This window comes from Mycobacterium sp., assembly GCF_040509115.1.
Taxonomy (GTDB): Bacteria; Actinomycetota; Actinomycetes; order Mycobacteriales; family Mycobacteriaceae; genus Mycobacterium.
This window is the reverse complement of sequence record NZ_JBEVLO010000284.1, coordinates 25907-41815: the sequence shown is the minus strand read 5'-3', so window position 1 is coordinate 41815 and position 15909 is coordinate 25907. Positions and strand designations below refer to the sequence as shown.

The window sequence follows — 15909 nt, the reverse complement described above, 5'->3', positions numbered from 1 at the left end:
CGGCCGTCGTGGTTGGTGACCGAACTCTTCACCACGGCATAGATCGGCTGGCCTGCTTTGACTGCGTCGTCGAGGCGGCGCAGCACTACGGTGCCGACGCCCTCTCCCCTTCCGATTCCGTCGGCATCGGCTCCGAACGGCTTGCATCTGCCGTCCGCCGCGGACAACCCCGCCTGGGTGTAGAAGATCGACAGTGCCGGAGTCAGAATCAGGTTCACGCCAGCCGCGATCGCCGTGTCGACCTCTCCGGACCGAAGAGCCGTGCAGCCCTGGTGTATCGCCGTCAACGACGACGAGCAGGCGGTGTCGATCGCCATGCTCGGCCCGGTGAGACCGAGATGATAGGAGATGCGGTTGGCCGCCATGAAATAGCCGCTTCCCGTGGCGCGCTGCGGGGTGAGCCGCGGATAGTCGTGCATCTGGAGGTTGCTCCACTCGCTCGACATCACGCCGACGAAGACACCTGTCGGGGTGCTGGCCAGATCGGATGGATTGGTGCCTGAATCTTCGATTGCGCGCCAGGTTGATTCCAGAAGAACTCGCTGTTGGGGGTCCAGCGCCGCCGCTTCGACGGGAGCGATGCCGAAGAATTCATTGTCGAAGGCGTCGACGTCGTCGATGAAGTGCGCGCGTCGGGTGTTCGTCGATCCTGGCGCCGCGTCGGGTCGGAAGTAGCGCGCGACGTCCCAGCGTTGTGCGGGCACCTCGGAGTCGGTGACCGTGCGGTTCATCAATAGCTTCCAGAAGGCGTCCTTGTCTGGCGCCGAGGGGAACCGGCAGTCGATCCCGACGACGGCGATCGGAGTCATCGACTCGCCCGATCGGTCAGATGCGTCGCGATGGCGTCGATTGTCGGGTGGTCCCATAGGATCGTCGTCTCCACCGTGATTCCCTTCTCGTACTCCAAATCCGCGCACAGCCCGAGGCTTGCCGCGGAGTCGATCCCGAGATCGGCCAGCGCGGTGTTCACGTCGACCATCTCGGGGCCCTCGTTGATGCAGTCCGCCACCTTCGCAGTGAGCCAGCCGACCAAGTCCTCGTAATCGGTGATCGAGTCGCTGGTCATACAGCCATCTCCTGGTCCGAAAGGGGCACAGCCGACGTGATGCGGCGGTGGACGTGCTCCCCGACCCGACGCGCGAGGGTCGGCCCGCCGAGCAGTGCAGCGACGCCGATCAGCGGCAATCCGAACACGATGGCCACCGCCAGCCCCACGACGAATAACACGAGCGCTGTGGTGTGTGCCACGAATCCGACCCGACGGGCTTTGTCCACCGTCGGCGCGAAGAGCCGGAAGACGTTGCCCGCCCAGAGGTCTGCCATCGCTAGGGCCGGTGCCACCGGCGCTGACCGCGGTGAGCACGGACGCCCGTCAGCCAGCTCGCGCCCCTCGGCGCTCACCCGCCGCAACTCGTCGTCACCCACCCCGGCGCGGCCGAACCACAGGAACGCCTCGCGGCGCCCGGTGAGCAACCACCGCAGTGTGGTCACCAACGTGGTCGCCGACCGCCGAGTGTCGGTGGCCACCACCACGCGGACACTGCGTGCCCCCGCCGACGTCAGCAGCGCTGTCAACTCGATGGCCGCCGAATACCACATGTTGCGGCACGCGATGAGGACCACGACGTCACGACCGCGGACCGCTTCGGGGTGCGAACTCAGCAGCGAACGGATCGGTAGCGAGGGCGCCAGGTACCACACTTGAGATCCGAGGATCACCAGTTCGTCTGGTGCAGAACCGAAGCCGTCGGGCGGTTCGACGAGATCCACGGTCGCCCGTGGGTCGACGGCCCGCGGGAAGACCTCGAAGAACCGCCGTATCGGCCACGGAAACGGGAACTGCGTGCTGGGTTGCACGTCGACGAATCGAACGTCCCACCCGCGCGCACGCATCGGGGCAGTGAACGCGTCGGCTACCTCGCGTAGCTGGCCGGTCTGCGTGTATAGGTACACCGCGGCCCGAGTGTGTGCCGCGTCCGCCGGCGGCATCGTCCCTCCGCTGGAGCTCACCGGTGCGTTCCCGCGGACGTCACCGCTGTGAGATGCATGAACGAGACGGCGAATCGGCCGGACTCCGGAACCATGCACAGTAGCGTGTCCCCCTCGCTGATCAGGCCCTGCGACAGCATCTCGTCGAGGATCACGTAGATGGATGCACTTCCGATGTTGCCGACGCTGGTCAGATTGCTCCACCAGAGCTCGGGCCGAACCCCTTCGAGTCCTCGGCGCGAAAACTCCTCCACAACAGATGTTTTCATCCGTTCACTGGAGTAGTGAGCAGGCATCCAGGTCAGCGTCGCGGGGTCGAACTTGCCCAGGTGGCGTAACCGCTCGTATTCGTCCACGCCGATGCTCACCAAATGCGGCAGCAAGGACAGGTCCTGCCTGAGGACCATGGCGCCGTCCGCCGCCGCCTCCGACACGGTCGGATAGTCGGCCCACGCCTTCGTGCACGACGTGTCGCTGCTGCCGCCATACATGCATGCCTGCTTGGTGTTGGCGTACGAGGTGAGCGAGATCCAGTCGATACGCAGGCTGATTCCCGAGGCGGCCGGTTCACGCTCGACCACGGCGGCACCTGCGCCGTCCGAGAGCATGTACCGAAGGAACGCCGCCTCCAGGGGCAACGACCCTTGTTCTGCCGTGGCTCCCATCTCGGCATACCGGGTGTTCTTGAAGAATCGGGAGGCGAACTCGCTGGCGGTGCTTATCGCATTGCGCTTCTCGCCGATCGCGACCTGCAGGTAGGCGTTCTTCAGTGCCATCATCCCCGAGCTGCACACGCCGTGCATGGTGGCAATCTCCAGGGGACCGAAGCCAAGCTCGCCATGTACCATGCTGGCGTGCCCAGGCGTCATCAAATCGGGCTGTGTGGTTGCAGCACAAAGTAATTCGACGTCGTCGGGCCCCAGACCGGCGCGATCAGCAGCTACGCGGACCGCGTTGGCAGCCATGGCTGCATTGGACATCAGCGTGTTCTGTGCCTTGTCGATCGCGTAGTGGCGGGTCTTGATGCCGCAGTTGGCGAGGGTGATTTCCTTGAGGTCGGACGTCGACCGACCCGCCTTGCCGATGTAATCCTCGATCTCCTCGTTCGGGACGGGCGCGCCTGGCAGAAAGCTCCCGGTGGCGGTGATGTAGGCACTCATGTTTCTTGCTCCGATGGTTGTGTTCGCGCCGAGTTGGCAGGGATGGATCTGTCTACGGATATGGACGCCGAGGCCGACCGCGATCTTCGACGCTGACCAGAAGGTGTCGCTCATCACAGCGGGCTCGAATGGGCCAAATCCAGCCACTATGCGTCGAATGTGTTTGCTGGAGCTTGCTTTACCGATTGCCCGAGGCCCACCGGTGGACTTCTTTCGATCTCCCGTGCGTCTAGATTCGCGTAGGCATGGCGTGCATCGGGACGTCATGCTCTTACGTCCCGGCGACACGGTCGTCTAGAAACCCATCCACTGCACTGAGGAGACCCCATGGCTGCCGCGCTTTCCCGCGACGACCTTTCGTTCCTGCTGTACGACTGGCTCAACGTCACGGAGCTGACGAAACTGACCCGATTCGAGGAGCACTCGAAGGAGACCTTCGATGACGCGCTGGAGCTCAGCGAGCGCATTGCGACGAAACGCTTTGCGCCGCTGTACAAACAGTTGGATCGCGAGGAGCCGTCGATAGCCGATGACGGAACCGTGACCCTGCCGTCGGGGGTCGCCGTGGCGCTGCGCGAGTTCTACCAGGCCGGGCTGGCTGCCTGCCGCTTCGATGAATCCCTTGGCGGCGCACAGCTCCCCAATACCGTCACCTACGCAGCCATGGCCTGGTTCCAGGCCAGCAACATCGCCATCTCGACCTATGCGTTGCTATCCGTGGCCGCGGCGTCGCTTCTGAAGGCACACGCCAGCACCGAACAAATCGACGCCTATGTCCGCCCGCTGCTCACTGGGCAATACTTCGGCACGATGTGCCTGTCCGAGCCCGGAGCCGGGTCGTCGCTTGCCGACTTGTCGACCAAGGCCGTGCCGTGCTCGGACGGTACGTATCGAATCACCGGGACGAAGACCTGGATCTCCGGCGGGGATCACGAATTGGCCGACAACATCGTGCATCTCGTGCTGGCCCGGACCCCTGGGGCACCAGCGGGGGTCAAGGGCATATCCCTCTTCATCGTGCCCAAGGTGTTGCCGTCCAGCCAGCGCAACGACGTCGCGCTGGTGGGTCTCAATCACAAGATGGGTTATCGCGGTACCACCAACGCGGTGCTGAGCTTCGGCGACGGATCCTTCACCACGGACCTATCTCCGGGCGCTGTCGGATACCTGGTTGGCGAGCAGTTCCACGGCTTGAAGTACATGTTCGACATGATGAACGAGGCACGCTTGGGCGTGGGCATGGGCGCCACCGCGCTCGGGTACGCCGCCTATCTGCGCACGGTCGAATACGCGACTGTGCGAACCCAAGGGCGAGCCTTGGGCGATCGAGACGTTTCCAGCAAGCCGGTGGCGATCATCGAGCATCCAGACGTGCGCAGAATGGTGCTCGCGCAGAAGTCGTACGTCGAGGGCGCGTTGGCCTTGGTCCTGTACTGCGCCAACCTGCTGGACAAGCAGACCGCAGGCTCCGATCCCGGCACTGCACACGAGGCAACCATGCTGCTGAACCTCCTAACACCCGTCGCCAAGAGTTGGCCGTCGCAATGGTGCCTCGAGGCCAACAGCCTCGCCATCCAGGTCCATGGCGGCTACGGCTACACCCGCGAGTACGACGTCGAACAGCAGTATCGCGATAATCGCCTCAACTCGATTCACGAGGGAACCAACGGTATTCAGGCGCTGGACCTCCTCGGGCGCAAGATTCTCATGGACGGCGGGGTTGCACTCAACCTGCTCGACCGTGAGATCAACTCGACGATCACGCATGCGTTGATCACGGGTGGTGTGGCTGCAGACCACGCGGCGGAGTTGGACTTCGCGTGGGGTCGGCTGCGCGAGGTCACCGCGGCCATCACCGACCCCGAAGGCGTTCTGTGCGCGCTGGCCAACGCGACCCCATACATGCATGCCTTCGGCCATATCGTGTTGGCCTGGATCTGGCTGGAACAACAACTCGCCGCAACGGGAACGTCGAAGCTGCACAGGGGCAAGCACGCTGCGGCGGGCTACTTCTTCCGGGTCGAACTACCGAAGGTCCAGGCGCTTCTCGACCTAGTCGAACGCGGCGACAGAACTGTGCTCGACACTCCACCAGATGTGTTCTGAAGCCACTCCTCATGGCTACCCCGCCGAGAAGCCAGCCTGGGCCAGGCTGGCAAGAATTCAACCGGAACTGACAATCTCCATCCGATCTCCACGCATCCTCCAAGTTCAGACAGCGCCCGCTGGGCAGGCTGACAACCGACGACAACTCAAGCGCCGCTGCGAACAATGGAGTCTCGCCATGTCGCCGTCGTCGCTGGTCAACGCGGCCGATGTCTCCGTACGTCGGCTTCTAACTCTGACGAAGGAATGTCACATGCGCGATGAGCTCGGCCACGAGCCAACGCATCGAGAAGCTGCCGGACGGGTCCCGACGAGCGATCCTGGCCACGAGACGACGGCGGATCCGGCTGCCCGGTTCAGCCACGAGGTGTCGATTCACTACAGCCAACTTCGTCGCTCGGCACGGAGGTTCGTCAGACAGCCCGCCGATGTCGACGATCTGATACAAGAGACCTTGATGAAGGCATGGAGGGCCTACCCGACGCTCGCGCCCGATTCGCATATCGGTGGTTGGCTGTACCGGATCATGGTCAACACGTGGATAAGTCGATACCGCGCGACCCAGCGCAGGCCGAGCGAGCTACTGGTCGCCGACCATTTCGAGGACGCGTTCGCCCGCGGTGGGTCGACGGCCTCAGACGTTTCGGAGCTGGCCGGCGCGCCAGCCCTGGAGGTCCAGCGTGCGGTTCAGGCCCTACCCGAGGCACAGCGAATCGTCGTCTACTATGCCTTGGTCGAGGGCCGCAGGCAGAAGGACATCTCGGCGATCACCGGCATCCCTATCGGCACCGTGATGTCGCGGCTACATCGAGCGCGTCAAAGTCTGCGGGCCAGTCTTGCCGAGTGCGCACGTACGCATGGCTACGACGTGCCAGACCTCCCAGCGACACTGCCCGGGGCGGCGTAGCGGCACGACCGATTCGACGGCAGGGCTCATGAGTGATCCCTCGGGCGGCACCAGCTGCGGCTCCAGAACGACGCGACCCGGCCGTCCATGGGCCCGAGCTCGTGCCGACGGGACCGGCGTCAGGCACAGTGCAACACGGCGACATGAGTGGAACGGATCAGCCCGAACCAAGTGCCGAAACGGTGCGAAACTGGTTGACGTGAAGATCTCCACCATCGCCGGCACGTCACTCGCGAAGGTCGTCGCGGCGAACAAGAACGTAGGCGGTGCCGCAAAGCGTTTCTTTCACAACGCAATTCGTGCCGAGGGCCTCGATATCGCGATATCACCGCACCAACTCGACGCGGCGACATCAGCTCGCTTCTACGCGATCACGCATGTCGGTGACGAGCGGACGGGCCTCATGGCATGGCTAAGCGATGGCCGCACGCTCCAATACCTCGCAGAGACCGGGATGTTTCATGACAACCCGTCGCTGGGTGACGACCTGACCTTCGAGCAGTACAACGAGTACAGCGAGATCAACTCATCTGCCGCATCGGGCCTTCTCTCTTCCGTCGAACCCCTAGACCCCCGGTCGCTGGGTTGGCTGGTCGCACGGTTTGCGCAGCAGTCGCAGCGGGACCGGGTGAGCCCCGCCAACCTAGGTTTGATGGTGCCGAAACACGCTCAGCGTGCGGTCGATAGCACGACTGCAATGATGGCGGAGTTCAGCGGCCCGACGGAAGGGCCCTCGGTAGAGCATCGCCTTCAGCCCATTTCCTGGCTGTCGGAGCTTAGTACGCTAGACAACGACTCACCCGGTTGTGTGCGTAGCACGGTGGCCGAGCTCTTACTCAAGGCCTTTGCAGCCGAAGCGTCAATCACAGGCGACCTCTTGGACTGCCTGACGGGGCAGACGCTACTTGGTCTCGAACACAGGGTGAAATCGCCGCCGTCGTTGGCTAGAAAAGTAGATATGTGGTTTGCAGCGCGTACACCAACTGCGGCGTCGCTGCAGCCACACAACGTTGTTTCTTCGATCCCAGATGTAGTGCGTTACACGATGGTGACCCAGGATCACGATCAGATGGTCCGCGACGCTCAAGATGTGGCAATCCGATTGGCCGAGAAGGGTCATCGCCTTGTGTCGACTGAGCACTCCTATCTCAAGGGGAACTTCTACAAGGGGTTCAAGAGCGTCTGGGAAGCACCAATGGGGCAGCGATGGGAGATGCAATTCCGTTCCAGCCTCAACCTGGAGTTCAAGGACCGTGCGTACCCGCTCTACAAGGCAAGCCGTGACATCGCGAGGTCAGTCGCAGAACGCAAGGCGTCTCTGGCGCAGACGACTGAGATCTATAGCGCACTGCCGACGCCAGCTGGTTTGACCGACGACGCGAAACTCGCCGGGAAAGCCGTCAGAGCCAGGATCTATGCGTCACCTTTTGCTGAGGGTTCCAAGGGTTGAGGACCGACGCCTTGCACGCACCACGGCTCAGACCGAGCCGCTCAATAGGTCCAGTACCGAGCTCAACAGTCCCAGAAACCTTTCCGTGCTAGCGTCGTCGAACTCGTTCACGAAGACATAGTCGAATGAATCTGATTGCGCGAGATCGACGAGATGGGTGTACTCGCTCCAGAGCAGCCCCTTCCTTAGGTCGGCCTCCTGAGCGGTCTCTCCGCGGGCGCCGATCTGGTCCAATGCGAGTTTGGGCGACTCCGGCATGACGCAAACGCTCACGAGTCGAGGATGCAGCTCCCGGAACGTCTGGAGATTCGCATAGTGCAGTTCTGTTATGAGCGTGAAAGAACCCTCCAAATCCGCTCTCCGGACGGCGTAACGGTTCCCGTAGGTCTCCGTCTGCAGGAAGAGATCACCGGTCGCGAGCCTCGCGTCGAAGGTCGCGCCGTCCAAAAAGTACTTATCGACGCCGTCTACCTCGGATGCGCGCGGCGAACGCGTGGTTACGGAGACCAGTTTGACGAGCATCGGAAACCTTGACACAGCGGCCCGACATAGAGTGCTCTTACCCGAACCGGCCACGCCGACGACTGCAATCAGGTAGGCCATCGGATCTCCTTACTGCCGGGTCGGAAGCCCTTACGGATCGTGGTTCGCCTTTCAGACATGCCGGGCTGAGTCGTGACTCGTCGGCTGCATTTGGTGAAACTCAGTGATTGCCTGGCGCACCCGCATCAGGTTGCGCAGCGCCATGTCCGGTGGTCGGTGTGGATAGCGTGCGTATCCGGGTGAAGAGCCATGGAGTGGCGGCGAGGCAGATGACTGCACCAGTTGATGCCAAGATGGCCGGTGCGTAGACCGATACTGATCCGATCGCCCAGGTGAGAAGCGCCGGGGTGAACCCCGCGGCTACGATCGCCGCCACGTTGAAACTGATCGACACCCCGGTCGCGCGGACGGTGGCCGGGAACGCCGCAGGCAGCGTCGAGGGAGCGACTCCGGCGAGCGCGGAAACGTTGAGGCACAGCAGGCTGTGCACGATAAGGAGCACCTTGAGCGTCGGCACCGCATGCAGCACGACGAGGCAAGGCAGAGGCAGGACCACCATTACTGCGGCGCACGCCATGATCACTGGCATCCGTCCGACCCGGTCCGCGAGACGGCCGAATGCCAGGCAGCCGATGACGAGACAAACGTTCCCAAGAGCGGAGGCCCCGAAAGTCTGGGCGGACGGAAACTTCAGTCCGGTAGCGATGTGGTAGTAGGTCGGGCCGAACACGACGAAGCAATATATGAATAAGTGCCACGGGACGGCGAAGAAGCACCCCGCGACGAGGTTTCGCCAGTTGTCGACGATCAAGATCTTCAATGTTTGTTTAGCAGAAGCTGTTTTCCCTTCGGCTTTGAAAGCTTCGCTCTCAGGAAGCGAGCTTCGGATATACAGGGCAATGGGGACGATGATCAGGCCAAAGACAAAGGGAATGCGCCAGGCCCAACCAGTGACGGCGCTCTCGGGCAGTGTGCTGGTAATGGCCAGACCGATGACCGCCGACATCAGATTGGCGATTCCCATCGTCGCCTGAAGCCAGGAGGTGTACCCGGCCCGTTTGCCTTCCGGTGCCTGCTCGATCAGATACGACGCGGCACCGCCGATCTCTGCGCCCACCGAAAAGCCTTGGAGCAGCCGACCCAAGAGGAGCAAGATCGGGGCGGCGACGCCGATCACGGTGACTGGCGGAGCGACGGCAATGACGAATAGTCCCGCGCCCATTGTGACCAGTGAGAGCATGAGTGCCGCCTTGCGGCCAGAGCGGTCGCCCACGAGACCGCCGACCAAGCTGCCAATCGGCCGTGCGATGAACCCAGCAGCAAAAACCAGAAACGTGGCGATGAGTCCTTGGGTCGGGTCCCCCTTGACGAAGAAGTTACCGGCAATGTAGCTGGCGAAGAACGCGTATACCGAGAAGTCGTACCACTCGATCGCGTTGCCGATGGACGCGGCAACGAGATACTTTCGCGGGGTTGCTGTCGCGGGCTTGAGCGACTCGATCATAGGTGCACCTCGGGGGAGTGACTTGGGATGTCGCGGTAAACGTCGTCCCTACGTTGGTTTGCCGAACCAGGCCTCGAGCGCTCGCCAGCCGGGGGCGTGGAAGTGCGCTGTTACCGGGGCCATGATGTCACGTGCTTGGCGCCAAGGCGACGCCAGTGCGACCGACACCAATGCCACTCCAAGCCACGAACGCGTTTGCGCGGTCAATGAGCGGCGATCGAACCAACAAGCCGCCTAGACCGTCTCCAATGGCCACGCTTGCAAAGACATGCATGTCGCCGGCGGCCCAAACGATTGTCAGTACAGAAGCAGCCGCGACGGCCGATCACACTGTCCCGTCTTCCGCTACCGGCGACTGAGTGCACGGTGCCTCGCTGGCTCATAGGGGTTTGGCGGTGATCAGGACCGAGGTTGATTGGCGCGACAAGGATGGGTGAGATGGCTACCATCCGGTCGCGCACGTCCTTCTCATACGCCGTCTCGGAGCCCGCGGCTCAGAACCACGACGATTTGTCGACCACGTTCACTAGCGACTCACCGCCGAGGAATCGGCGGGTGTTGTCGCGGAACACGCTGAACCGCCGGTCTTCGGTGTAGGGGCCGACGGCCGCCACATGAGGGGTGAGGATCGCGCCCGGCTGATCCCACAGCGGATGGGTGGGGTCAAGGGGTTCGGTGGGAAAGACGTCGAGCGCGGCGCCCCTGATCTGCCCTGTGACCAGCGCCCCGGAAACAGCGTCGATATCCACCACGGGGCCGCGTCCGATATTCACGAGCAGGGCACCACGTTTGAACTTCTGCAGGCGCGGGCCGTCGATGAGGTTCTCCGTCGACGGTGTATGAGGAACTGTCAGGATGACCGCGTCGGCACGTGCCAAGAACTTGTCGAGCGAGTCCGGTCCCCCGAACTCGTCCACCCCCGGCGGTGACGCGTTCAGGCGCGCGTCGGTGCCGAGTACGGTGGATCCGAAAGGCTCAAGCAGTCGGGCGATCTCGGCACCGATGGCGCCAAGACCCACGATGAGAACCACCGCCTCGGGCAGGTGCAGGATGCCAGCCGGATCACGCAACTGCTGCCAGCGGTGTTGGGCTTGAAAGCCGTGGTAGCGGTGGAGATTACGTGCCAGAGACAGCAGCATGGCCACCGCGTGCGTGGCCACATGATCGTGGTAGGTACCCCGCAAGTTGGTCACGACCACGGGGTGTTGGGCGAGCGCGGGATAGAAGTAGCCCGCCGGCGGTGCCGCCATCGGCGACTGCAGCCACTTCAGCCGGCCGGCGTGACGCAGCAGGTCCGCAGGCAGGGTGCCGAAGGCCGCGGGCGCTCCCGCGCTCAGTGCGCGCACCGCCGATGTCTGGTCCTCGGCCAGCACCACTGACACTTCCGGAACTTCCTGGGCGAGGCGCTGCGCCCATCGGCGTGATAGTTCGGTCTGCGGCGGCAGGATGACCAACTCAGGTGACATGTCAAAGCTCCCATTGATAAGGCCAGTTCAGCCAGGTACTGATGCCCCGGCCCATGAACCAGGTCAAATCCTCGGCGGTCGCGAAGTTCAAAGCTGTTGGATAATCGACTATCTCGCGATATATCCGAGGCACACGCGTTAGATCACTTGCCCAGAACACCCGTCGCGGCCCGAACGCGCCGAGCACTGTGCGCAGATACGGCACCAGCGAGCGGAATGGGTAGTCATCGGTGACGTGGGCGGGCAATGCGGTCGCCTTGACGGCGATGTTGGGGTTCACCGCGAGTGTTGCCAAGTCGGCGATCGGTCCGTCGAGCTCGGTGTCGCGCATGCGCAACGTCAAACCCAGGGTATCCACGATCACCCGGAGGGCCGGGTGGCGCGCGCCGAGATCGCGCAGCGCGGCGTTCTGTCCTGGCGCGTAGATCATGACGGGTATCGACTTGGCCGCCAACGTGGCCCAGAACCACTCGTTGGCATCTGAACGGAGGTGTTCCCACGTTTCGGGCCGGTGATAGGTCATCCGAAACCCGCGCACCCCAGGCGTGGCGATCAGTTCCATCAAGTGAGTGGTGGCGTCCGGCGCCAACGGATTGAACCGTGCCATGACGGTCAGGCGATCGGGATTGCGTTGCGCGGCGGCGATGGCGACGTCGTTGTAGTCACCTTCGAATGACGGCGGAACGAGCACGGCGCGCTCCACACCGCCGATGTCCATCTCGCGCAGGAGGTCGTCCTCGGTGAATGCCGACGAACGGTGAGCCCGTGCGTGTCCTTCCGGTGGCCATGGCCGGTCTGGCCGATCGTCGGCCCAGATGTGCACCTGGGCATCGGTGACCGGGCAGGGTCGGTCACCGAACCGCATGCGCACGGTCATGTTCGATGAAGGCGATGATGGCGTCGGTGAACTCGATGGTGCTGGCTTGCCCGCCGAGGTCCCTGGTCGCAGTGCACGGCAGCACCTCGGCAATTGCGGTGTGGATCAGATCCGACGCAGTGGACAAGCCCGCCTCACCGCGCTGCTGCCCAATCCAATCGAGAAGCATTGCTGCGGAGTAGATCTCACTAAGCGGATTAGCGACACCCAGCCCCGCGATATCTGGTGCAGAGCCGTGCGCGGCCTGCGCCATCGCATAGCGATTCCCGACGTTCAGCGACCCGGCCATCCCCAGGCTACCGGTGAGCTCTGCGGCGAGGTCTGACAGGATGTCGCCGAACAAGTTCTCGGTCACAATCACATCGAAGGTCTCCGGTCGACGAACCAGCAGCGCCGCCATTGCATCGACGTGCTCGTCGTCGACGATGATCGAGGGGAACTCTTGCCGCAGCTCGGTGGCCACCTCGCAGAACATGCCGGTGGTTTCGGGCAACACGTTTGCCTTGTGCACCACGGTCAACCTGCCGTGCCGTCGGGCCGCGAGCTGAAAGGCGAACCGGGTCACCCGGTATACACCCGGGCGAGTGAACACACCCACGCTCAGTGCCACCTCTTTGGTGACGCTGAACTCCCCAGCCCCCCGATACATGTTGCGGTCGGAGTAAAAACCCTCGGTGTTCTCCCGAACGATCACCAGATCTGCCGCCCCGGCGACACTGCGCACGCCCTCGATGGTCTTGGCGGGCCGAACGTTGGCGTAGAGGTCGAAGTGCTTGCGCAGTTCGCCACTGGGATTCTGCCGCCGACCGTCCGCGTAACGCGGATAGGTGGCGTGGTCGACCGGCCCCAGCAACGCGCCATCGCAGCCCTCAAGCAGCGTGACGCTGCGAGCCGGCAACGCCAACCCACCGTCGTCGATCGCCGCGAGGCCGGCCATGACGTTCACCCAAGTCAGCGGCGCCGCACCGGAGGCGTCGACCGCGGCATCGCACACACGCACGGCACTGTCGATGATTTCCGGTCCGATGCCATCGCCCCGTATGACGCCGATCGTCGCAGAGGTCATCTCCGTGGCACCCGGATCGGGAGGGACGTAATCAGCGGCCGCAACGGTGCTTCCATGCCGTAGGTGATCTCCGATTCCACCGGCTCGAAGTCGGGCAGAAGGTCCAGCAGGGTGGACAGCGCTACCCGGCCTTCCAGCCTGGCGAGATTGGTGCCCAGACAGAAGTGCAATCCCGTGGAGAACGTCAGATGCGGGTTGGGGCTGCGCCCGACGTCGAAGGTGTTCGGGTGGTCGAACACCTCTGGATCGCGGTTGGATGCCCCCACCCAGACGGTGAGCCGCTCGCCCTTCGCGATCGTGCCGCTGGGGAGCTCGATGTCCTCGATCGCCACCCGCTGAGCCAAGGTTCGCGCCGGGGTGATGTAGCGCAGACACTCTTCGACTGCAGACGGCAGCAGCGATCGATCCACGCGTACCCGGGCCAACTGGTCAGGGTGTCGGGACAGAGTGAGCAGCCCATTGGTCAGCAGGATCCGGGTAGTCTGGGTCCCCGCTTGCAGCAGATGCCCGACGATGCCGATGATCTCGTCGTCCGAGACGTCGGCGCCGCTGTCCTGGGCCCGCAGCATCGATGACAGCAGGTCCTCCCCCGGCTCCCGGCGTCGGCGGGCGATCAGCTCCCCAAGGCGATCGATCACGTGCTGGGCGGATTCGTCGGCCACCTCGGCAGTCCCCGGAGGTGCGCCGGCGGGTCGGTAGGCGAGGATCAGCCGGGACAGCGCATCGCTGAGTTCATCGCGTTCGTCGACCGGGATGTCGAAGATCCGGCACAGAATCGCCAGCGGTAACGGGCGGGCCAGATCAGTGGCCATGTCGAACGTTCCGACATCGGCGGCGCCTGCCACACAGTCGGTCACCGCTGCGCGGATTTGCTCGGTGTAGATCTTCACGCTGCGCGGCGAAAACGCATGTTGAACCAGCCCCCGGAGCCGCTCGTGTTCAGGGGACTCCATACGGCTCAGAAAGTGCTTGTTGAGGCGGTCCTCCGGCGAGCCCTCTTGCGACAGCGGAGGGGGTGTGCGAACTGCGTTGTTCCCCTTCAATAGCGCTACGGCGTCTGCGTATCGGGAGACGACGTAGAACCCGTACACGGTGCGGTGCAACGGATCCTCGGCGAGCAACCTTCCGTAGAGCTCGGTGGGGTCGAATTCCCCTGTCGTCTCGTAGAATTCGGCCACCAAATCAGCGAGGGGTCGGGTCATGGTGCTGGTCAAGAGAATCTCATTCCTTGGCTGGTGTCGTGGCGGGCATCACGGGGTGAGTTGTCGATGTTTGTCACGCACGGTCTTGGCAAGGCCTTTCAACGGTAGGTCCGGCTCTTCGTGCAGCGCGGTCCCGACGTCCGTTCCGTGGCTGACTAGTGTCCGCAACGCCACGTGGTCGGCGGAGCTGTTCACCGATTCCCCGCAGACGAGCGTCCTCGCCGCATCGAGGTGCAGCACCGAAAACTGCCCTTGCTCAGGGTCTCCGCGGACGAGTTGCTCGACCGCGCCTTCAGCCAAGCCCGCGATCTGGAGCTTCGCGCCGCCCTGATGACTCCAGAACCAGGGGGTGTCGCGGTAGGGCTGGGTGTCGCCGGCCAGCCGCGCCGCGACACAGCGGGCTTGATCGGTTGCGTTCTGCACGGACTCGAGCCGAGTCCTGATACCTAACAGAGAGTTTGGAAACGCAGCGCAATCGCCCACCGCAGAGATGTCCGGCTCCGATGTTTTCAAGTACTCGTCGACCACGATCCCGTCGTCGACTGCCAGCCCCGCCTCGAGCGCTAGTTCGGTACGCGGGCGCACGCCCACCCCCACGATCACGACATCGGCGGGAATGAGTCTGCCGCAGCTTAATTCGACCCCGACGACGCGACCGCCCGCGCCGCGGATGCCGGTCACCTTCGAGTCGAGCAAAACGGTGACCCCCCGATCCCGGTGCAGTTTGAGGAAGTACTGCGACACCGGCGCCGACACGCTGCGTTGCATCAGCCGGGAGGCCGCTTCGACGACGGTGACCTCGAGACCGCGCGCCTGCGCGGCCGAGGCAACCTCCAATCCGATGAATCCGCCTCCCACGATGACCACGCGTGAGCTACCCGACAGACCTGCCACCAGGCGCCCGGCGTCAGCCCGGGTGTGTAGTGGACAGACTCCTTCGAGATCCGCTCCTGGCACGGGAAGTGTCCGGGGCTGTGCGCCCGTGGCCAGGACCAGGTGCCGGTAGCGCAGGGTACGGCCGGCCGCGGACCGGATTGACGCGGTGGCCGGGTCGATGGACACGCACCGGGCACCGGGCTGGTAGTCAATGCGATTGGCCCCGTAGAAGTCGTTGGCGCGGAACTCAATTTGCGGCGCGCGCTGGTCGCTACCGAGGTAGGTCTTCGATAGTGGTGGCCGCTGGTAGGGCCAACCATCCTGCGCGTCGATCAGCGTGATCGGGGCGGTATAGCCCAGTTGTCGCAGTGTGTCGGCCACGGTGAATCCGCCGTGACCTGCCCCAACGATGACGACGGGGCAGGTGCCACTCATCGTTGTCGCTCCGGTAGTTCCAACACCAGCTCGTCGAGGTCGTCGCTGGCGATGATCTGACACGACAACCTACTGTCGGCATCGCGTTCACATGCGGTGATGTCGAGCATCTCGTCTTCGTCCTCGGTCATGATTGGCAGCAGCGTGACGTCGGGCACGCGAACGTGAACATGGCAGGTAGCGCACTGCCGCTGACCGCCACAGTCGGCAAGGATGTCTCGGATCCCGTTGTCGGTCGCCGCCTGCATCACCGAAACACCGGGAGCGACGTCGACGCTGATCTCAGCCGAGCCCCTGGTTACGAATGTCACTTTGGTCATGTCGGGTC

Annotated in this window: 15 protein-coding genes; 3 read left to right on the top strand and 12 right to left on the bottom strand. The window is 63.6% G+C overall.

The window, feature by feature from the left end; translation table 11 throughout:
* The 4 genes from ABW137_RS19505 to ABW137_RS19490 all read right to left on the bottom strand — a co-directional run.
* On the bottom strand, window positions 1–809 hold an 809-nt coding region (locus ABW137_RS19505; protein ID WP_526402974.1), incomplete at its 3' end, for a beta-ketoacyl [acyl carrier protein] synthase domain-containing protein.
* Complete coding sequence (locus ABW137_RS19500; RefSeq protein ID WP_526402972.1) at window positions 806–1066, bottom strand: acyl carrier protein; 261 nt, start codon at window positions 1064–1066, stop codon at window positions 806–808. The genes ABW137_RS19500 and ABW137_RS19505, both read right to left, overlap by 4 nt.
* Window positions 1063–1989, bottom strand: a complete 927-nt coding sequence (locus ABW137_RS19495) for a hypothetical protein (RefSeq protein ID WP_526402970.1) — start codon at window positions 1987–1989, stop codon at window positions 1063–1065. The genes ABW137_RS19500 and ABW137_RS19495 overlap by 4 nt, the downstream gene beginning before the upstream one ends.
* 17 nt (window positions 1990–2006) lie before the next feature.
* A complete protein-coding gene (locus tag ABW137_RS19490; RefSeq protein WP_526402968.1) occupies window positions 2007–3263 on the bottom strand; it encodes a ketoacyl-ACP synthase III family protein in 1257 nt (418 codons plus the stop codon).
* A gap of 213 nt (window positions 3264–3476) precedes the next feature.
* Between ABW137_RS19490 and ABW137_RS19485 the strand changes: the two genes are divergently transcribed.
* The 3 genes from ABW137_RS19485 to ABW137_RS19475 all read left to right on the top strand — a co-directional run bounded on the left by ABW137_RS19485 (window position 3477) and on the right by ABW137_RS19475 (window position 7612).
* Complete coding sequence (locus ABW137_RS19485) at window positions 3477–5255, top strand: acyl-CoA dehydrogenase C-terminal domain-containing protein (RefSeq protein ID WP_526402966.1); 1779 nt, start codon at window positions 3477–3479, stop codon at window positions 5253–5255.
* Window positions 5256–5508: 253 nt separating this feature from the next.
* Entirely contained in the window at window positions 5509–6162 is a 654-nt protein-coding gene (locus ABW137_RS19480; RefSeq protein WP_526402964.1) for a sigma-70 family RNA polymerase sigma factor, read from the top strand.
* Between the two features lie 199 nt (window positions 6163–6361).
* Window positions 6362–7612: a hypothetical protein gene (locus ABW137_RS19475; RefSeq protein ID WP_526402962.1), complete on the top strand. Its 1251-nt coding sequence runs from the start codon at window positions 6362–6364 to the stop codon at window positions 7610–7612.
* A 27-nt stretch (window positions 7613–7639) separates the two neighbouring features.
* Here ABW137_RS19475 and ABW137_RS19470 read toward each other — a convergent pair whose 3' ends face one another.
* The 8 genes from ABW137_RS19470 to ABW137_RS19435 form a co-directional block, all read right to left on the bottom strand.
* On the bottom strand, window positions 7640–8215 hold the full coding sequence (locus tag ABW137_RS19470) for a hypothetical protein (RefSeq protein ID WP_526402960.1): 576 nt from the start codon (window positions 8213–8215) through the stop codon (window positions 7640–7642).
* A 100-nt stretch (window positions 8216–8315) separates the two neighbouring features.
* Window positions 8316–9659, bottom strand: coding sequence for an MFS transporter (locus ABW137_RS19465; RefSeq protein WP_526402959.1), 1344 nt, complete (start codon window positions 9657–9659; stop codon window positions 8316–8318).
* A 494-nt stretch (window positions 9660–10153) separates the two neighbouring features.
* Window positions 10154–11125, bottom strand: a complete 972-nt coding sequence (locus ABW137_RS19460; protein WP_526402957.1) for a D-2-hydroxyacid dehydrogenase — start codon at window positions 11123–11125, stop codon at window positions 10154–10156.
* Window position 11126: 1 nt separating this feature from the next.
* Window positions 11127–12002: an amidohydrolase family protein gene (locus tag ABW137_RS19455; protein ID WP_526402955.1), complete on the bottom strand. Its 876-nt coding sequence runs from the start codon at window positions 12000–12002 to the stop codon at window positions 11127–11129.
* Window positions 11977–13068 (bottom strand): isocitrate/isopropylmalate dehydrogenase family protein, encoded by a 1092-nt coding sequence (locus tag ABW137_RS19450; protein ID WP_526402953.1) that lies wholly within the window; start codon window positions 13066–13068, stop codon window positions 11977–11979. Before ABW137_RS19450 ends, ABW137_RS19455 begins: the two co-directional genes overlap by 26 nt.
* Window positions 13065–14282, bottom strand: coding sequence for a cytochrome P450 (locus tag ABW137_RS19445; protein ID WP_526402951.1), 1218 nt, complete (start codon window positions 14280–14282; stop codon window positions 13065–13067). The genes ABW137_RS19450 and ABW137_RS19445 overlap by 4 nt, the downstream gene beginning before the upstream one ends.
* 36 nt (window positions 14283–14318) lie before the next feature.
* Entirely contained in the window at window positions 14319–15581 is a 1263-nt protein-coding gene (locus tag ABW137_RS19440) for an NAD(P)/FAD-dependent oxidoreductase (protein ID WP_526402949.1), read from the bottom strand.
* Entirely contained in the window at window positions 15578–15901 is a 324-nt protein-coding gene (locus ABW137_RS19435) for a 2Fe-2S iron-sulfur cluster-binding protein (RefSeq protein ID WP_526402948.1), read from the bottom strand. Before ABW137_RS19435 ends, ABW137_RS19440 begins: the two co-directional genes overlap by 4 nt.
* Between the last annotated feature and the right edge of the window lie 8 nt (window positions 15902–15909).